The organism is Brotonthovivens ammoniilytica, from assembly GCF_025566885.1.
In the GTDB taxonomy this organism is placed as follows: Bacteria; Bacillota; Clostridia; order Lachnospirales; family Lachnospiraceae; genus Brotonthovivens; species Brotonthovivens ammoniilytica.
On record NZ_JAOQJQ010000005.1, the window covers coordinates 267,379 to 283,254 of the forward strand.

The window sequence follows — 15,876 nt, forward strand, 5'->3', positions numbered from 1 at the left end:
ACTACATCCCTGGCGGTTTTTCCACCCTTTGAAGTGCACCGGCCACTCCTTCGAATCAGAATATGCCCCGGCCGGGCACGGCGGCTTTTAGCACTTACCTTCCCGGGCCGGACCGCATTTTGGGCATGGCTTTACTCACATTTAATAGACAGTTCTCTTTTTTTAGTTTTTATGATAAACTTTTACCATGAGCCGCAGCAGAGGCAATGCCTCCCGCACTCAGTACAGACAAAAAGGAGAGCTTATGACTGCATTTGAAATCAGCGATATTAAACATTTTATGAATCAGCTTCTTTTAACTTCCCTCTTTGACCATTTTCTTTTCACAGAAGGGACCATATCAACAGGAGTTACCTATACCATTGACGGTCATATCAATGATTCGTTTTACAGTGAAGCCGACCTCAAGGAGCTTAAACTTCAGGATCTTGACTACCTTCCCTTCGGTCAGCTGCGCAGTACCTGTTTTTCTATCATCAAAGGAAAAAATACACCTGTATCTTTCCGTTTTGTACTGATGCTTTCCCCGGAAAATATGCGGCATACCATAGAGCGAAGCGGCAGTGGATTTACAGCAGCCGATGTATCCGGAATGTTTATAAATCTTACTTATAAAAACCAGAAGCTGATCTGCACTACAGGAATTTCCTATAAATTATTTTCTACAGATAAAACACTGGATTACGAATGGGATCTTATGGTAGAGAAATTTTTTCATCAGCACCAGATCCCCATTGAGAAGCAGATATAAAGGATATCTGCCGGCAGACGCAGTTTCATTATCTGCTCAGCCACTATTTGTTGCTATTGCAACATCTTTTTCCAGTATGTTCCTTTATACTTATTTACATGGAGGCACCGCCAATGAACTTAACAGACTTGACCCTGTTTACAGGTATTGATGAACGCAGTATTAAAGATATGGCTGCCTGTTTTGGTACAATTACTAAAACATTTCAGCCCAAAGAAACAATTATGGCCTATTCAGATCATCTAGAGAAAATCGGAATCCTTCTGGATGGTTCCGCCTATCTTTATACACTGGATTTTGAAGGCCGGTGTAATATTCTGGAATATTTCCAGCCGGATGATGTATTTGGGGAGATCTTTACACTTCCCATCCGGGAACAGGGCTATTTTATCGAAGCAGAAAGCACATGCACCGTTTTATTTATCCAATACGAACATCTTGTAAAACGCTGTGAAAATGCCTGTCTTCATCATAGTCAGCTGGTAAGTAATCTGTTTTGCCTGACCGCAAAAAAGTCTCAACAGCAGACGCTGCACTTAAACATCCTCAGTCAGCGTAATATGAGAAGCAAGCTTATGATGTACTTTTCTTACCTGCAGAAGCTGCAGGGAAAAAATCCTATTCAACTTCCCATGTCATATACAAGCCTTGCAAACTATCTTTGCGTGGACAGAAGCGCCATGATGCGCGAACTAAAACAGATGAAATTGGCGGAGCTTATTTCCACAGAAGGAACTAAAGTAACCATACTGAATACCAACTAAAAAGGGAGGCTGCAAAATCATCGCTCCAGATGATTTTACAGCCTTCCTTTTTTTAAGAACTCGCCAGAAACTGCCGGTCTGTTACAACATCTTTGTATCGGTAGGTACTCAGCAGAACACCGGATAATACATACATCAAAATTGTGGTGTGATTGCCGTAAGACAAAAACGGCAGCGTCCCAAACATACCCGGAATCAGTCCCAGATTCATCAGCAGATACTCCGCCGTCTGAACAACAAAAAACAGACTGCAGCCTGCCGCCATCAGATACCCCAGCTGATTTTTCTGCTCCTTTATAATCCCTGCTGTCTTGATAAAAAATACTGTCAGTACTCCCAGAACCAGCAGCGCTGCCAGATACCCCTTCTGATGAATCAGGGAAGTAATCACATAATCTGCCTGGGGATTACTCAGTGGAACCTCTGCTCCTGCGCTTCCTTTTGCCATCAGGGAATTGTTTAAGATATTCAAAATCTGTCCCCGTGATGACTGCCCTTCCATATTATGATACTGAAAAAACGTCACAAATCGTGCAATGCGATAAGATTTGGATACCAGCGCCAAAAATCCCACCGCAAAAACCGTCATCCAGGCCCCAAAAATCAGCCGTTTTCTTCTGTGCCGTTTTAATGCCATCTGCTTCCAGATAAATACAGAAAACAAAACCAGTTCAATAAATAAAAGATTGATAAATACTACAGTCCCGCCAATATATACTGCGCCTGCCACAGGAATGATTCCATAGATTACCCCGGCAACGATTCCTTTTACGCCCTTTCTGCACTGAAACAGCACCGCGGCATACAGTGGAATATATAAATACATCCACAGCTGCTCTGGACCTAACGTGCCATTTACGGATCTGCCAAACAAATACAGATACACTACAATTCCCGTACAGCACCAGAATAATTTCCTGGCGTGCCGCCCGATAAAACTGTAATCTGCCACACAGATGAGAATCATCAGTACAATACCAAGGCCCACCACCGGCAGACGTTCTGAAAAAAGAGCAGCCATACCGCCTCCTTTGGTGGTAAACATACTCTGAATCAGCATTCCAATAAGGCTTAAACTGCCGATAATCCCAAGCATCCGCCAGTCCATTTTAGGCCTGTGAATCCGGTCAAGCATAACCCCGACACTGACAGGATCCCCCATTTCTATCACAGCCATCCTCAGAGCAGCCTCCTTGTCAATCCCCCGCTTCCTGAAAGCTTCCTTTTGATCCTGTATATGTTTTCCAATCTCATCCCGGACATCTTCCCGAACCTTTCTGCACCTAATCTGCTCTGTCACCTGATCAAGATATTCATCCAGCTGCATAACTCGTTCCTCCAAGCACCTGCTCCACGGCCTGTGCATAATCTTTCCAGGCGTCTTCCTTCCCCTTCAGAAACTTTCTTCCTGTTTTGGTAATTCGATAATATTTTCTCGTTTTTCCTAAAACTTCTTTTTCATAAGAAGCCAGACAGCGCTTCTCCTCTAAAGAATGCAGCAGAGGATACAAAGTTCCGGCCTTCAGTTCAAAAATGTCATTGGAACGCAGTTTTAAAGTATCAATCATTTCATATCCGTACATATCTTTTTCCGACAATAATTTCAGCAAAAGCATTGCTGTACTTCCGGAAATCAACGCCTTATCAACAGCCATAATTACTCCTTATTCTTTCCTGGATCCGCTCCCTTACTATCTGCAGAGAGACGGAAGTCATCCCATATCTGATATAGATTGTCTATATATTAATACCATTTATTTTCACTGTCAAGAACAGAAGTATTACCTCTTAGTATATTACACAAAAAAAACAGACCGTACACCTTTTTTATCCTGTACGATCTGTTTCTTATTTTTCATCTGAAGCGGTTACCTGTTCCACCAGATATCATGGTTCTGAATCAATCCTGCTATTTCCGCAATTTTCTGATTTCCAGTTGCATTCTGCGCAGTGATAGACACTCCGCTGCAAGCACACCACCCAATATAAATGGGAGTACCATCAATATAATATACACGTATGTTACCATCATATTCTTCCACCTGATTTCTATTCTCTGATTCATTTTTTTGTTTCTCCTGTTGAAGAGCATTTACCAGAAAGTAAAGAAAAGATTTACGGCCCGCTTTTTTCTCAGAAATCCGTCCCCTGAAACTATTCTGCAAGAAAACAAGTATCCGGTAAAAATCCCGCTGCTCCAGCATTTCATTCTGATAGGAATTTAATCCTGTATCTGTAACAAACATTTTCCATGTTTTTTTCATCCGTCATCCTTCCTTCCCTCTGCTCTCTTTTTTTTATTCTATCCCTTCAAAGTAAAAAAATCGGCATCAATAATCTTAAAACTTTCTTAAATCACCACATTTCTCAGTCGATTCAGCGCCTCATAAACATCTAAAATGCCATATCCCCATTCACGGTTAGGATAACTCCGGTCCGGATTCCTTCTGGCCCCCCGGATTAAAATATTATTGATTTCGGTGGAATTTAAGGTAACATAGTTTCCGTCTACAATCCCCCACTGCAGCAGCTGTGCACATGCCCCGGCAGTAATGGCCGCCGCTGCACTGGTTCCGGTCATCCGTATCAAACGATTTCGAAGCCCGGGCCCCTGTATATCAACCCCCGGCGCCACTAGCTCCGGTTTGATAATTCCCGTCATGCTAAATCCCCTTCCGGAATCCGGATACAAACTCTCCCCCGCCGTCTGATATGCACCGACGGAAATAGCAGAAGGCGCAAAGGACGGAGAGGTAGCGGTTACATCCGGATTTGACCGAAGAAAAAACACATCTCCGGTAAGAAAGTCTGTCATGGGAAGCCACATATGAAATTCCCCGGTGATCGTCTGCTTAGGTACCACCCGGATGGTCCAGATACCCTGCAGAGGATTCTCCATCCGGACAAAGATCAGCTGATTTGCCCACCGCACCCCTACAATTCCATAGTCTACAGAAACTGTTGTATTTTCAAAAAGAAAGGTATATTCTTCTCTTCCTCCGATCTGCCCTGCACTTGCCGGCAGCAGTTCTCCTGTAGGAGACAGAATCATAATCTGGTACAGCTCCGGGGCTATGGCCCAAAATTCCATGGTAAAACCTTTCACTCCCCCTGCCACAGAAATTTCCACATCAATGCTGCTGCCCTGCCGGGCATCCTGTCCCCAGTAGTGACGCCTGGCGTTGGCCTCGTTTCCAACGGAAACCGTAATAACCCGCCGTCTTCTCAGGCCCACATCATTGATAAAGGAAGACAGCGGCCCGTTTCCATCGTGAGCCCCCATGGTAGTCCCCATTCCCACACAGATTACCAAAGGCATATCCAGCTCATCCGCCAGCTGATTCAGCCACGCCACCGCTGCCATCAGATCATTCTCCTGATAACAGGGCACGCCATCTTTAATAAAATAAAAATCCCGCAGATGCTGCTTTGCTTCCTTACATTTCACCACCGCCAGCACCGACTCGGGTGCTGCACCAATAAAATTTTCAGCAGTATTTTCTCCACCTGCCGCTGCTCCCGCCAGAAAAGTCCCGTGTCCGTTGGTATCAGTAGAAGGTACTACTTCCAGAGGTTCCGGCGAGGCTAAGGCTTCATTAATTTCCTCTTCTGTGTACAGACTTCCATAGATAAATCCCTCCGGAGCAGTTCCTTCCGGCAGAGACTGATCCCAGATCGCTTTAATCCTTGTGGTCCCGTCACTGTACTGAAACAGCGGATTCTGGTAATCAATGCCTGTATCCAGAAATCCCATCAAAACGCCTCTTCCTTTTAAGTTCAGTGTAGGCTGATTCTGCAGTGTCAGAATCCGGCTGGCTTCTAATGCCGATGTATCTGTCAGGGTATAGCAGTTGGGAATTGCAGTATACGTATAATCCTGTATATTTAGAGGCGCATAACTGGCATTGGGATAATATCCCACCTCATAATTGGCGCTGATTTTCTGTATACAGTCCGGAACTACATATTGAACCACGCCATTGTAATCAATAATCAGATCATAATAATCTTCTGAATATACGGGAATCTGACAATCTGTTACCTGGCAGGCGGCCAATTTATCTGTCTCCCCATCTGTTCTGTCTAATTTTTTTTGTTGTTTTTCCAAATGAAAAGCCCTGCATAAAATGATTTGCATCATTTTATGCAGGGCTTTTGCTTCCTATTCCTGTTTCCGGCAAATTTAAAGCTTAAGATTCAGCCGGATTCTCTTTCATTTCCAGTTCCGGACAGCCGCGCATAGTTATCACAGGACCTCCGGTATTTTCAATATAATTTTTTGTGATTAAAACTTTTCCGATATTATCATCCTTTGGAATTTCATACATAATATCCAGCATAAATTCCTCAATAATAGAACGGAGCGCTCTGGCACCTACATTTTTTTCTTTTGCTTTTTTTGCAATGGCGCAAAGAGCATCGTCATCAAACTCAAGCTGTACCTCATCTAATTCCAGCAGTTTTTTATACTGTTTGATAATGGCATTTTTCGGTTCTTTTAAAATCTGAACCAGCATTTCCTCAGACAGCGCTTCCAGGGAAAATAGTATGGGCAGACGGCCGATAAATTCCGGAATCATGCCAAATTTTCTGATATCCTCTGTAGTCACTTTCATAAGAATATTTTCGTCATCATCATATTTATCTTTCAGATCAGCCATAAATCCCATGGAAGAATGTTTGTTCAAACGTTCTTTAATAATCTCTTCAAGACCAGGAAATGCGCCGCCGCAGATAAATAAAATATTTGTGGTATCAATGGTTGTCATAGGAACCATTGCATTTTTACTGCTTGCTCCTACAGGCACTTCCACTTCTGCACCTTCTAACAGCTTTAACATTCCCTGCTGTACAGACTCTCCGCTGACGTCTCTTTGATTGGCATTTTTCTTTTTAGCCAGTTTATCAATTTCATCAATATAGACAATCCCGCGCTCTGCCTTTTCCACATCATTATCTGCAGCTGCTAAAAGCTTTGACAGCACACTTTCTATATCATCACCGATATAACCTGCTTCTGTCAGTGAAGTAGCATCTGCAATTGCCAGCGGCACATCCAGAAGTCTTGCCAGTGTCTTTACCAGATATGTTTTTCCGGAACCGGTGGGCCCCACCATCAGCATATTGGACTTCTCAATTTCTATCCCGTCCTGATAACCGGAAGCCACACGTTTATAATGATTATACACCGCAACAGACATCACCTTTTTGGCATACTGCTGTCCCACAACATAATCATCCAGGCTGGCCTTTATCTTATGCGGTGCCGGAATCTTTTTAATATCCAAAACAGGCTCTTCATTTTTCTGGTCTTTCGGCTTTTTCTTTTTCACTCTCTGCTGATTTCCCATCATTCCCTGCAGATCAGCCATATTCACAAGACTGATATTCGGTATCTTTCCGGAGGATAACAGCTCACCCAGATTCAGACCGCTGCCTGCCTGCTCTTTGGCAGTTTCCTGTTTCTCATCATCTGAAGACTGGCTTTTGCTCTCTTTAGAAACCGGAGCCATTCCCGGAAACATCGGAAAGCCTTCCATTCCCGGAAATCCGCCCATCTGATTCATACTGTCAAAAGTCCTCTGCATACAATCCGGGCAGATACAAATGTTATTGGGAATATGAATCATTTTCCCTGCTTTGCTCTCCGGTCTGTGGCAGATATAGCAGACTTCTTCATATTCATCTTGTTTATCATCCGCCGGTTTTACAGCCTCTTTTTCAGTCCTGTCATCTATCCTATCTTTTTCCGACATACTTTTCTCCATATAAATTCCACTAGTTTATGTTATTTTGTTTCACTTAAAAACGCAGAGGCTCCCGAATATCCAGAGCAAATTTTTCTTTCAGCAGCGCAGGAATCTCTTCCGGGGCCAGTTTACGTTCTGTGCGTTTTCCATCTATAACTTCCCGGTAAACCTCATCGGTCAAAGCCCGGTACCCATTTTTTGTTCTCAGATTCACCACCCGCCGCTGACGAAACATGGAATCCGGCGACTGTGACAGTGCAAAATTCAGATTTGCATAGTCAACCTCATGGACCGGAGTCATAGAAAACATAATTTCCAAGCGTTCCCTTAAATGACGCCAGTCATCATAGATATCATGTTCCGGTTTTAGCCTTCGAATAGTTCCATACCATCCGGGCTCAATGGTTCTGGTACAAAATTCCTCCCCGTGCATCAGCTGCCAGTGATCCTCTCCGATCTCTAGGGCACCCGGAGGCATGGCGCCTCCGATACCTGCCTCACAGAAACATTTCTTACCGTCAACGGTAACAATAGACGCCCTGTGATCTATTTCATGATCTTTCGGTTCTTCTACTCCAAACATCACCCGGCAGAGACACGGATATGCATCAAATCCCATAGAATTTATCATTCCAAAAAACAGACCATTAGTCTCAAAGCAATACCCGCCCCTGTGGTTCAAAACCAGTTTTTCAAACAAATGCTCCGCATCCAGGTAAATCGTCTTATGAAAATCGTATACGTCCAGATTTTCAAAGGGGACGGTACATTGATGTGCATAAATAATTTGATCCAGCGTCTCTTTTGTCAGCGTCACCGTACCCTGATATCCAATACGCTCCAGATATTTTTCAATCTGCTTATCCGTAAATGTCAGATATCCCATTTTTATCCTTAGCAAAATCCGGTTACTGCAGCAGTTCCTGAAGAATCTGATTTACCATGCCTGGATTTGCTTTTCCTTTCATTGCTTTCATTGTCTGGCCAACTAAAAATCCAATGGCTTTTTTCTTTCCGTTGCGGTAATCTTCTACTGACTGCGGATTATCCTTGATAATCTGTTCAATGGTACTCCTTAAAGCGCCCTCATCATTGACTGTTTTCAGTCCTTTTTCTTCCACATACTGATTCGGATCAATATTATTTTTAAATACTTCTTCAAATACTTCTTTAGCAACTGTACTGTTTACAGTGCCTGCTTCCGTCAGCTCAATGAGTTTTGCCAGATTTTCCGGTGAAAATGCAATCTGTTCCGGCTCCATATCATTTTCCTTTAACAAACGCATAGTTTCTACCATCAGCCAGTTAGATACTTTCTTTGGTTTGCCGCAGATTGCAGTGGTGGCTTCAAAGATATCCGCCATTTTCTTAGAACCTGTAATAATCTCGGCATCATAATCCGGAATATCGTATTCTTTTTTATAACGCTCCAGCTTTTCTGTCCGAAGCTCCGGCTGATTTGCCCGGATACGCTCCAGCCATTCATCACTGATTACAACAGGCACCAGATCTGGTTCCGGGAAGTACCGGTAATCCTGGGCATCTTCTTTGGAACGCATTGCATAAGAATATTCTTTATTGTCATCCCATCTTCTGGTTTCCTGAACCACCTGTTTTCCTTCTTCGATCAGTTCAATCTGACGGGCACGCTCTCCCTCAATGGCTCTGGCTATGGCTTTAAAGGAGTTTAGGTTCTTCATTTCGGTACGGGTTCCGAACTCTGCGGCTCCCACTTCTCTCACTGACAGGTTCACATCCGCACGCATGGAGCCCTCCTGCAGTTTACAGTCAGAGGCTCCCAGATACTGGATAATAAGTCTTAGCTTATCCAGATAGGCAATAACTTCCTCTGCTGAACGCATATCCGGCTCAGATACAATCTCAATAAGAGGCACTCCTGAACGGTTATAGTCAACCAAAGAGCAGTTCTCCCACTCATCATGAATCAGCTTTCCGGCGTCTTCTTCCATATGAATTTCATGGATTCCAATGGTCTTTTTACCTGCCGCCGTCTCAATTTCCACACCGCCATTTCTGCAGATAGGCAGATACAGCTGTGAAATCTGATAGTTCTGCGGATTATCCGGGTAAAAATAATTTTTACGGTCAAATTTACAATACTGTGTAATCTGGCAGTTGGTTGCCAGCCCCACGGCAATGGCATATTCTACTACCTGCTTATTTAACACAGGAAGAGAGCCCGGCATACCGGTGCAGACCGGGCAGGTATGTGTATTTGGCGCGCCGCCAAACTCGGTGGAACAGCCGCAGAAAATTTTTGTTTTTGTTGCCAGCTCTACATGGACCTCCAGTCCAATGACTGTTTCATATTGTTTACTCATGCTGCGCACCTCCTACATCTCTGCCAGCGGACATCTCTGATAAGAACGGCTCTGTTCAAAGCTGTACGCTGCGCGGATTATCTTTTTCTCCTGGAAACAGTCTCCTATAAGCTGCAGTCCAATAGGCAGTCCCTTTTTATCTGTTCCGCAGGGAACAGAAATACCCGGAAGTCCTGCAAGATTCACAGAAATTGTATAAATATCTCCCAGATACATCTTGATGGGATCAGCCAGGGATTCCCCAAGCTTAGGCGCTGTAGTAGGCGCCGCCGGTCCAAGAATCACATCATATGTTTCAAATGCTCGGTCAAAGGCCTGTTTAATCAGCGCTTTTGTGCGCAGTGCTTTCAGGTAATATGCATCATAATAACCGGAGCTTAAAACAAAAGACCCCAGCATAATCCTCCGTTTTACTTCTGGACCAAACCCTTCCGAACGTGTCTTTTTGTACATGTTATGGAGTCCTTCGTACTCTTCTGTCCGATATCCGTATTTGATTCCGTCAAACCGGGCCAGGTTTGAGCTTGCTTCTGCGGAAGCGATAACATAATAGGCAGGAATGGCATATTCTGCCAGACTTAAGTCAAACTCCTCCACAACAGCTCCCTTTTCTTCTAATACTTTCGCTGCTTTTAATACTGCGTCCTTCACTTCCGGATCCAGACCCTCTCCCAGATAGTCTCTTGGAATCCCGATTTTCATGCCTTTTACATCATCCAAAAGAGCAGACGTAAAATCCAGGTCCTCTCTTTTTACTGAGGTAGAATCTTTTGTATCGTGAGAAGAAATCACCTCCAGGATTGTGGCGCAGTCTGTGACATCTTTTGCCACCGGGCCGATCTGATCTAAAGAAGAACCGTAAGCAATAAGTCCGTAACGGGATACTGTACCATAGGTAGGCTTAATACCGGTAACTCCACAGAAGGAGCTTGGCTGGCGGATAGAGCCTCCAGTATCGGAGCCCAGCGCAAAAATACACTCTTCAGCTGCCACTGCCGCGCAGGAACCGCCGGATGAGCCTCCCGGCACATGTTCTGTGTTCCATGGATTCTTTGTTTCCCCATATGCAGAAGTCTCTGTTGTACTTCCCATGGCAAATTCATCCATATTCGCTTTTCCGATAATTACCGCACCTGCCGCTTCCAGATTTTTCACAGCCTCTGATGTATAGGTGGGAACAAAATTCCCCAGAATTTTAGAACTGCAGGTAGTCAAAAGCCCCTCTGTACACATATTATCTTTAATGGCTGCAGGAACACCTGCCAGAGGTCCCTTTAATTCTCCCGCGTCTATTTTTTTCTGAACTTCTTCTGCTCTTTTTAATGCTCCCGCTTCGTCAACGGTTACATATGCATTCACTTTTTCTTCTGATTTTTTAATCTGATCCAGGACAGCCCTGACCGCATCAAGGACTGTCACTTCTTTTGCCTGTATTTTTCTGCCTAATTCAACAGCAGTTAAACCTGTTAAGTCCATTCTCAAGTCTCTCCTTTTCTTTATTCAACCGTACGGGGCACTTTAAAGCTCTGTGCTTTCTTGGCTGGAGCATTTGCAAGTGTTTTTTCGTGCTCATCGCCGTTTACAACCACATCTTCACGGAATACATTGTTCACAGGAAATACGTGAGACATGGGCTCCACACCGGATGTATCCAGCTCATTTAATTTATCAATGTAATCCAGCATGCTTCCCATATCTTTTTTCGCCTGCTCTTTCTCTTCTTTAGAAAGCTCCAGCTTCGCCAGAATCCCTACATATTCAATTGTTTCATCACTGATAATGTTCGCCATAATAGTTTCCTCCTATGGTTCAAGTCTGCTTAAATCACGTGGGAACAGTGTTGTCTCTCTCACATTTTCTTCACCGATCAGCTGCATGGTGAGACGCTCAAGTCCGATTCCAAGGCCGCCGTGAGGAGGCATCCCGAATTTAAATGCGCTTAAATAATGATCCATTCCCTCCGTTGTCATACCCCGTTTTTCAATTTTATCAAGAAGCATCTGATAATCATGAATACGCTGACCGCCGGTTGTAATCTCCATGCCCTTAAACAAAAGATCAAAGCTTAACGTATAAGTTTCATCTGCCGGATCATCCATGGCATAGAAAGGACGCTTTTTAGAAGGATAGTGGGTTACAAACACAAAATCCGCACCGCATTCCTCTTTAAAATACTGTCCAATCAGATGCTCCTCTTCCGGCTCCAGATCGTATGGATTTCTGATCTGTCTGTTATATTTTTCGGATACCTTCTGTTTTGCCTCATCAAAACGCACACAGGGAATCTGATCTACATTGGGAAGCTCAATCTTTAAAATATTCAGCTCCTTTGCATACTCTGTTTTCAGCAGATTGACTGTATACTGTAAAAATCCCGTCTCCATGGCCATAATATCTTCAAAGCTGTCAATATATCCCATCTCAAAATCCAGACTGGTATATTCATTTAAATGGCGTTTTGTATTGTGTTTTTCTGCACGGAATACCGGAGCAGTTTCAAATACACGGTCAAATACACCAACCATCATCTGCTTATAAAACTGAGGACTCTGCTCTAAAATTGCCGGGCGGTGGAAATATTCCAGTTTGAAAATATTAGCTCCGCCTTCTGCACCCTTCGCACCGATTTTCGGCGTATGAATTTCTGTAAATCCTTCTTTATATAAGAAATCACGGAATCCTTTTACAACGGCCTCCTGTATTTTAAATTTGGCCCGCTCCCGCACATTTCGCAGAGAAACTGCCCGGTTGTTTAATTTAGCTTCCAGAGACGTATTTAATTTCCACTTGGAAATCTGCAGGGGCATTGCCTCAGCCGGCTCAGACAGAATGCTGATGGTCTGAATCCGCACTTCAAAACCATTTGGCGCCCGGTCCTCTTTGCCCACTACACCCTTAACTTCTACAGTTGCGGCTTCTTTTACATCCTTTAAATCAAAAGCAGATACTCCCGCCTCATATACGCACTGCATAAGACCTTCTCGTTTTCTGAGAACAATAAAAGCCACGTCACCCATATCACGAATGGTATGCACTGCACCTCTTACTTTTACTGTTTTTCCTTCCAAATCTCCGGCAAGAATTTCACTGATTTCCAACGTGTCTTTTTGATTTACACCTGTCATAAATTCCATGTTTGTATTCTCCTTTTCCTGAATAATAGAAAAACGGCTAAGCCCCTTAGGACTCCCGCAGAGTGTTTTTATTTTTACAGGAAGCATGTTCCTGTAAAACAAAACGCCCTGAAATACAAAAGCTGTATTTCAGGGCGAGATCTTTGATGCTAATCCCGCGGTACCACCCGCATTGGAAAATAAATGTTTTATTTTCCCACTCAAATGCTTAACGCGCATCCCACGTACAGACCTACTGAAATTTACCACTTTCAGTCTGTCGGCTCCAGAGTGTTCCCTTTATCTCCTCTTTCAAACAGCGCTCTCAGTCGGTGACGCTGTATTCCTGTCGATGTCTGAAGATTAGAGTCTCTTTCTATGCCTTTTTAATATAAAAATTACTTATTCCTGTAGATTTTTTCATCTTATCATATGGTTTCAAAGTTTTCAAGTTCTTTTACAACTTCTCCCATTCATTTTTCCGGAATATTACAATTTTATACACAAAATAACTTGGATTTTATTAACTTTTTCTTCACAATATCTTCATAATCATCCCCTATCATTAGTAGAAGTTGAATATTGACATTTTCTTTTTTTGGAGTTACGATCTCATAAGTTTCAACATACCAAAAACAGAATACATTGATCTGCATATCATCAATATTATAATATATCAGATGTGCAGCGCTTGGGAATAGAATATTGTCAGCAAAGCTGACCCCAATCGCGCACACAGTCTTGCGAGAGCGAGATTTGAACGTACCGTACGAAAACGATTTCTGAATTTTACATTTAAAAAGGGAGATTATGAATCATGCAATTTCGGAAAAAAGATAAACCAATCATTATTTCTGATAACAGACGCAGGAAACATTCATTTCGGGAACGTATTCGTTCTATCTGGAATCTTATCCAGTTTCCTGATCTTTCAGAAAATAAGTATGCTCAGTTTCTTGAAAAATACTCTCTGATTGTACACGGAATACTTTCCTGCATTCTGATCTTTGTTATCGAATGGATATCCAGACGGTCTCTTCACTCGGCATTGTCTTTTGTTTACCACAGCCCGCTGGTATTCCTGTACAATGCCCTTTTGATTTTTGTGACGCTGCTGATTCCTTACCTGTTCCGTCACCGGGGTCTGTTCCGTATTATTATCTCTATTTTCTGGCTTCTGCTGGGAATTGTTAACGGATGTGTTCTGGCTTCTAGAGTTACCCCCTTTAACTTTACAGACTTAAAGCTGGTGGGTGATCTGCTGTCTATGAAAGACAGCCAGTACTTTTCTGTGGGCCAGGGCGTTGCTGTTGTTGTGGCTTTGGCACTGGTTGTTATTTTTCTTATTTTGTTTGCTATCAAAGGTCCTTTTTATAAGGAAAAGATTCATCGTATCAGAAATTTGATTTTTCTGGGTATTGCAATAGCCGCAGTTCCTTTTATTACAAAAGCCGCTATTCACAACGGCATTCTTGCCGGGTATTTTGGTAATCTGGCTCAGGGATATTCTGATTACGGTTTTGTCTACAGCTTCACAGCCAGCACAGTAGATACCGGTATGCGGGAGCCCTCCAACTACTCACAAGATACCATTGACAATATTTTAGACTCCGTTAAAACAAAAGATACTTCTGTCTCCAAGGAAGATATGCCTAACATTATTTTTGTCCAGCTGGAATCCTTGGTGGACCCTGAGGAAATAAAGTTCCTGAAAATGTCCAAAGATCCCATTCCGACACTGCGCAGTCTTCAAAAGAACTATACTACCGGATACCTGACGGTTCCCATCGTCGGCGCAGGTACTGTTAATACAGAGTTCGAAGTTCTCACCGGACTTGGCATCCAGTACTTTGGACTTGGCGAATATCCTTACAAAACCGTACTGAAAGAGACTTCCTGCGAAAGCGCTGCCAGCGATCTGTCTGATCTTGGATACAGCACCCACGCCCTTCACAATAACGGCGGGAACTTTTACAGCCGGGCAAAAGTCTTTGCAAATATGGGATTTGATACTTATACCTGTAAAGAAATGATGAATATTCTTGAATACAACGAAATTCATTCCTGGCCGGCGGACCACATTCTGCTGGAAGAAACCCAAAAAGCAATGGATTACAGTGAAAATCAGCCTGATTTCCTGTATACCATTACTGTACAGAGCCATGGCAATTATCCCGGCTATAAAGTATTTGACGATCCGGAAGTAAAAGTAACCGGCGGCGAGACAGAAGAAAAAAATTACCAGTGGGAATATTATGTAAATGAGGTATACCAGGTAGACCAGTTTGTCAGCGATTTAATTGACCAGCTTTCCAAACGTGATGAAAAAACAATTCTTGTGCTTTACGGAGACCATCTGCCCACCATGGGACTGACAGATGACGATATGAAAAGCGGAGATCTTTACAAAACACGCTATTACACCTGGAATAACTTTGGACTGGAAAAGAAAGACAAAGATCTTACCTCTTATCAGCTGATGGCTTACATTACAGACCAGCTTGGCATCCATGAAGGCACCATTTTCCGGTATCATCAAAATGCCCTTGCTAAAAAGTCCCTAAACGAAAGAAAATATCTTAAAAATTTACAGCTTTTACAATATGACCTTTTATATGGCAAACGCTATGCATACAACGAAGAAGACCTATATCCTGCCACAGATATGGAAATGGGTGTAGAGGATACCCGCCTGACAGACTATTATGTCAACTTTAATCAAACAAAGCTGATTATCCGGGGTGAAAATTTTACCCCCTGGAGCAAGGTTTTTGTAAATGGAAAAAAAGTTTCAACCAGCTATATTTCCGACAAAGCGGTACAGATTTATCTTGATGACGTTGCAGACGGTGATACTCTTGTGGTAAATCAGATGGGATCTAGCGATACCGTTTTCCGTTCATCCAACGAAGTAACCTATGTGCTTCCGGATATTCTTAAAAACAAAGATTCCGAAGAAAGCACAGAGACGGATACAAACAATCAGGCAGATAACGGCAGTCAAAAGAACAGCAAAACTAAAAATTCGAAAACAAAAAAATCTATTACAGATGCCATTCACTCTACCATCAAGCAGGTAGATGAGGATTTGTTAAATGATTAGCTCCCGGCTTTTTATAAGTCAAAAAAATACCTTCCATCCTGCTTTTCAGGACA

Annotated in this window: 13 protein-coding genes; 3 read left to right on the plus strand and 10 right to left on the minus strand. The window is 43.0% G+C overall.

What is annotated here, in order from left to right; genetic code table 11:
* The first annotated feature begins 244 nt into the window (after positions 1 to 244).
* Together OCV88_RS12880 and OCV88_RS12885 are read left to right on the plus strand one after the other, a co-directional pair.
* Complete coding sequence (locus OCV88_RS12880; RefSeq protein ID WP_158425846.1) at positions 245 to 751, plus strand: DUF5721 family protein; 507 nt, start codon at positions 245 to 247, stop codon at positions 749 to 751.
* Between the two features lie 113 nt (positions 752 to 864).
* Entirely contained in the window at positions 865 to 1,515 is a 651-nt protein-coding gene (locus OCV88_RS12885) for a Crp/Fnr family transcriptional regulator (RefSeq protein WP_262591279.1), read from the plus strand.
* 52 nt (positions 1,516 to 1,567) lie between these two features.
* Here the strand turns inward: OCV88_RS12885 and OCV88_RS12890 are convergent, their stop codons facing one another.
* From OCV88_RS12890 to aspS, 10 genes are all read right to left on the minus strand, one after another.
* The gene (locus tag OCV88_RS12890; protein WP_262591280.1) at positions 1,568 to 2,842 is read right to left on the minus strand and encodes an FtsW/RodA/SpoVE family cell cycle protein; all 1,275 of its coding nucleotides are present in this window, start codon (positions 2,840 to 2,842) and stop codon (positions 1,568 to 1,570) included.
* Positions 2,829 to 3,170 carry a PadR family transcriptional regulator gene (locus OCV88_RS12895; protein WP_158425849.1) on the minus strand — a complete coding sequence of 114 codons (342 nt, stop codon included), beginning with the start codon at positions 3,168 to 3,170 and terminating at the stop codon, positions 2,829 to 2,831. The genes OCV88_RS12890 and OCV88_RS12895 overlap by 14 nt, the downstream gene beginning before the upstream one ends.
* A gap of 213 nt (positions 3,171 to 3,383) precedes the next feature.
* Entirely contained in the window at positions 3,384 to 3,779 is a 396-nt protein-coding gene (locus tag OCV88_RS12900) for a hypothetical protein (protein ID WP_158425850.1), read from the minus strand.
* An 86-nt stretch (positions 3,780 to 3,865) separates the two neighbouring features.
* Complete coding sequence (locus tag OCV88_RS12905; RefSeq protein ID WP_262591281.1) at positions 3,866 to 5,623, minus strand: S8 family peptidase; 1,758 nt, start codon at positions 5,621 to 5,623, stop codon at positions 3,866 to 3,868.
* Between the two features lie 82 nt (positions 5,624 to 5,705).
* On the minus strand, positions 5,706 to 7,271 hold the full coding sequence (gene clpX, locus OCV88_RS12910; RefSeq protein WP_158425851.1) for an ATP-dependent Clp protease ATP-binding subunit ClpX: 1,566 nt from the start codon (positions 7,269 to 7,271) through the stop codon (positions 5,706 to 5,708).
* A gap of 46 nt (positions 7,272 to 7,317) precedes the next feature.
* Positions 7,318 to 8,151, minus strand: a complete 834-nt coding sequence (locus OCV88_RS12915) for an arylamine N-acetyltransferase family protein (RefSeq protein WP_158425852.1) — start codon at positions 8,149 to 8,151, stop codon at positions 7,318 to 7,320.
* 22 nt (positions 8,152 to 8,173) lie between these two features.
* Positions 8,174 to 9,607, minus strand: coding sequence for an Asp-tRNA(Asn)/Glu-tRNA(Gln) amidotransferase subunit GatB (gatB, locus tag OCV88_RS12920; protein WP_158425853.1), 1,434 nt, complete (start codon positions 9,605 to 9,607; stop codon positions 8,174 to 8,176).
* Between the two features lie 12 nt (positions 9,608 to 9,619).
* Entirely contained in the window at positions 9,620 to 11,083 is a 1,464-nt protein-coding gene (gene gatA / locus OCV88_RS12925) for an Asp-tRNA(Asn)/Glu-tRNA(Gln) amidotransferase subunit GatA (protein WP_158425854.1), read from the minus strand.
* Positions 11,084 to 11,103: 20 nt separating this feature from the next.
* Positions 11,104 to 11,397 (minus strand): Asp-tRNA(Asn)/Glu-tRNA(Gln) amidotransferase subunit GatC, encoded by a 294-nt coding sequence (gene gatC / locus OCV88_RS12930; protein WP_158425855.1) that lies wholly within the window; start codon positions 11,395 to 11,397, stop codon positions 11,104 to 11,106.
* A gap of 12 nt (positions 11,398 to 11,409) precedes the next feature.
* A complete protein-coding gene (gene aspS, locus OCV88_RS12935) occupies positions 11,410 to 12,741 on the minus strand; it encodes an aspartate--tRNA(Asn) ligase (RefSeq protein ID WP_158425856.1) in 1,332 nt (443 codons plus the stop codon).
* A gap of 796 nt (positions 12,742 to 13,537) precedes the next feature.
* On the opposite strand from aspS, the gene OCV88_RS12940 reads away from it, so the two are divergent.
* The gene (locus OCV88_RS12940) at positions 13,538 to 15,823 is read left to right on the plus strand and encodes an LTA synthase family protein (RefSeq protein WP_158425857.1); all 2,286 of its coding nucleotides are present in this window, start codon (positions 13,538 to 13,540) and stop codon (positions 15,821 to 15,823) included.
* Positions 15,824 to 15,876 lie beyond the last annotated feature (53 nt).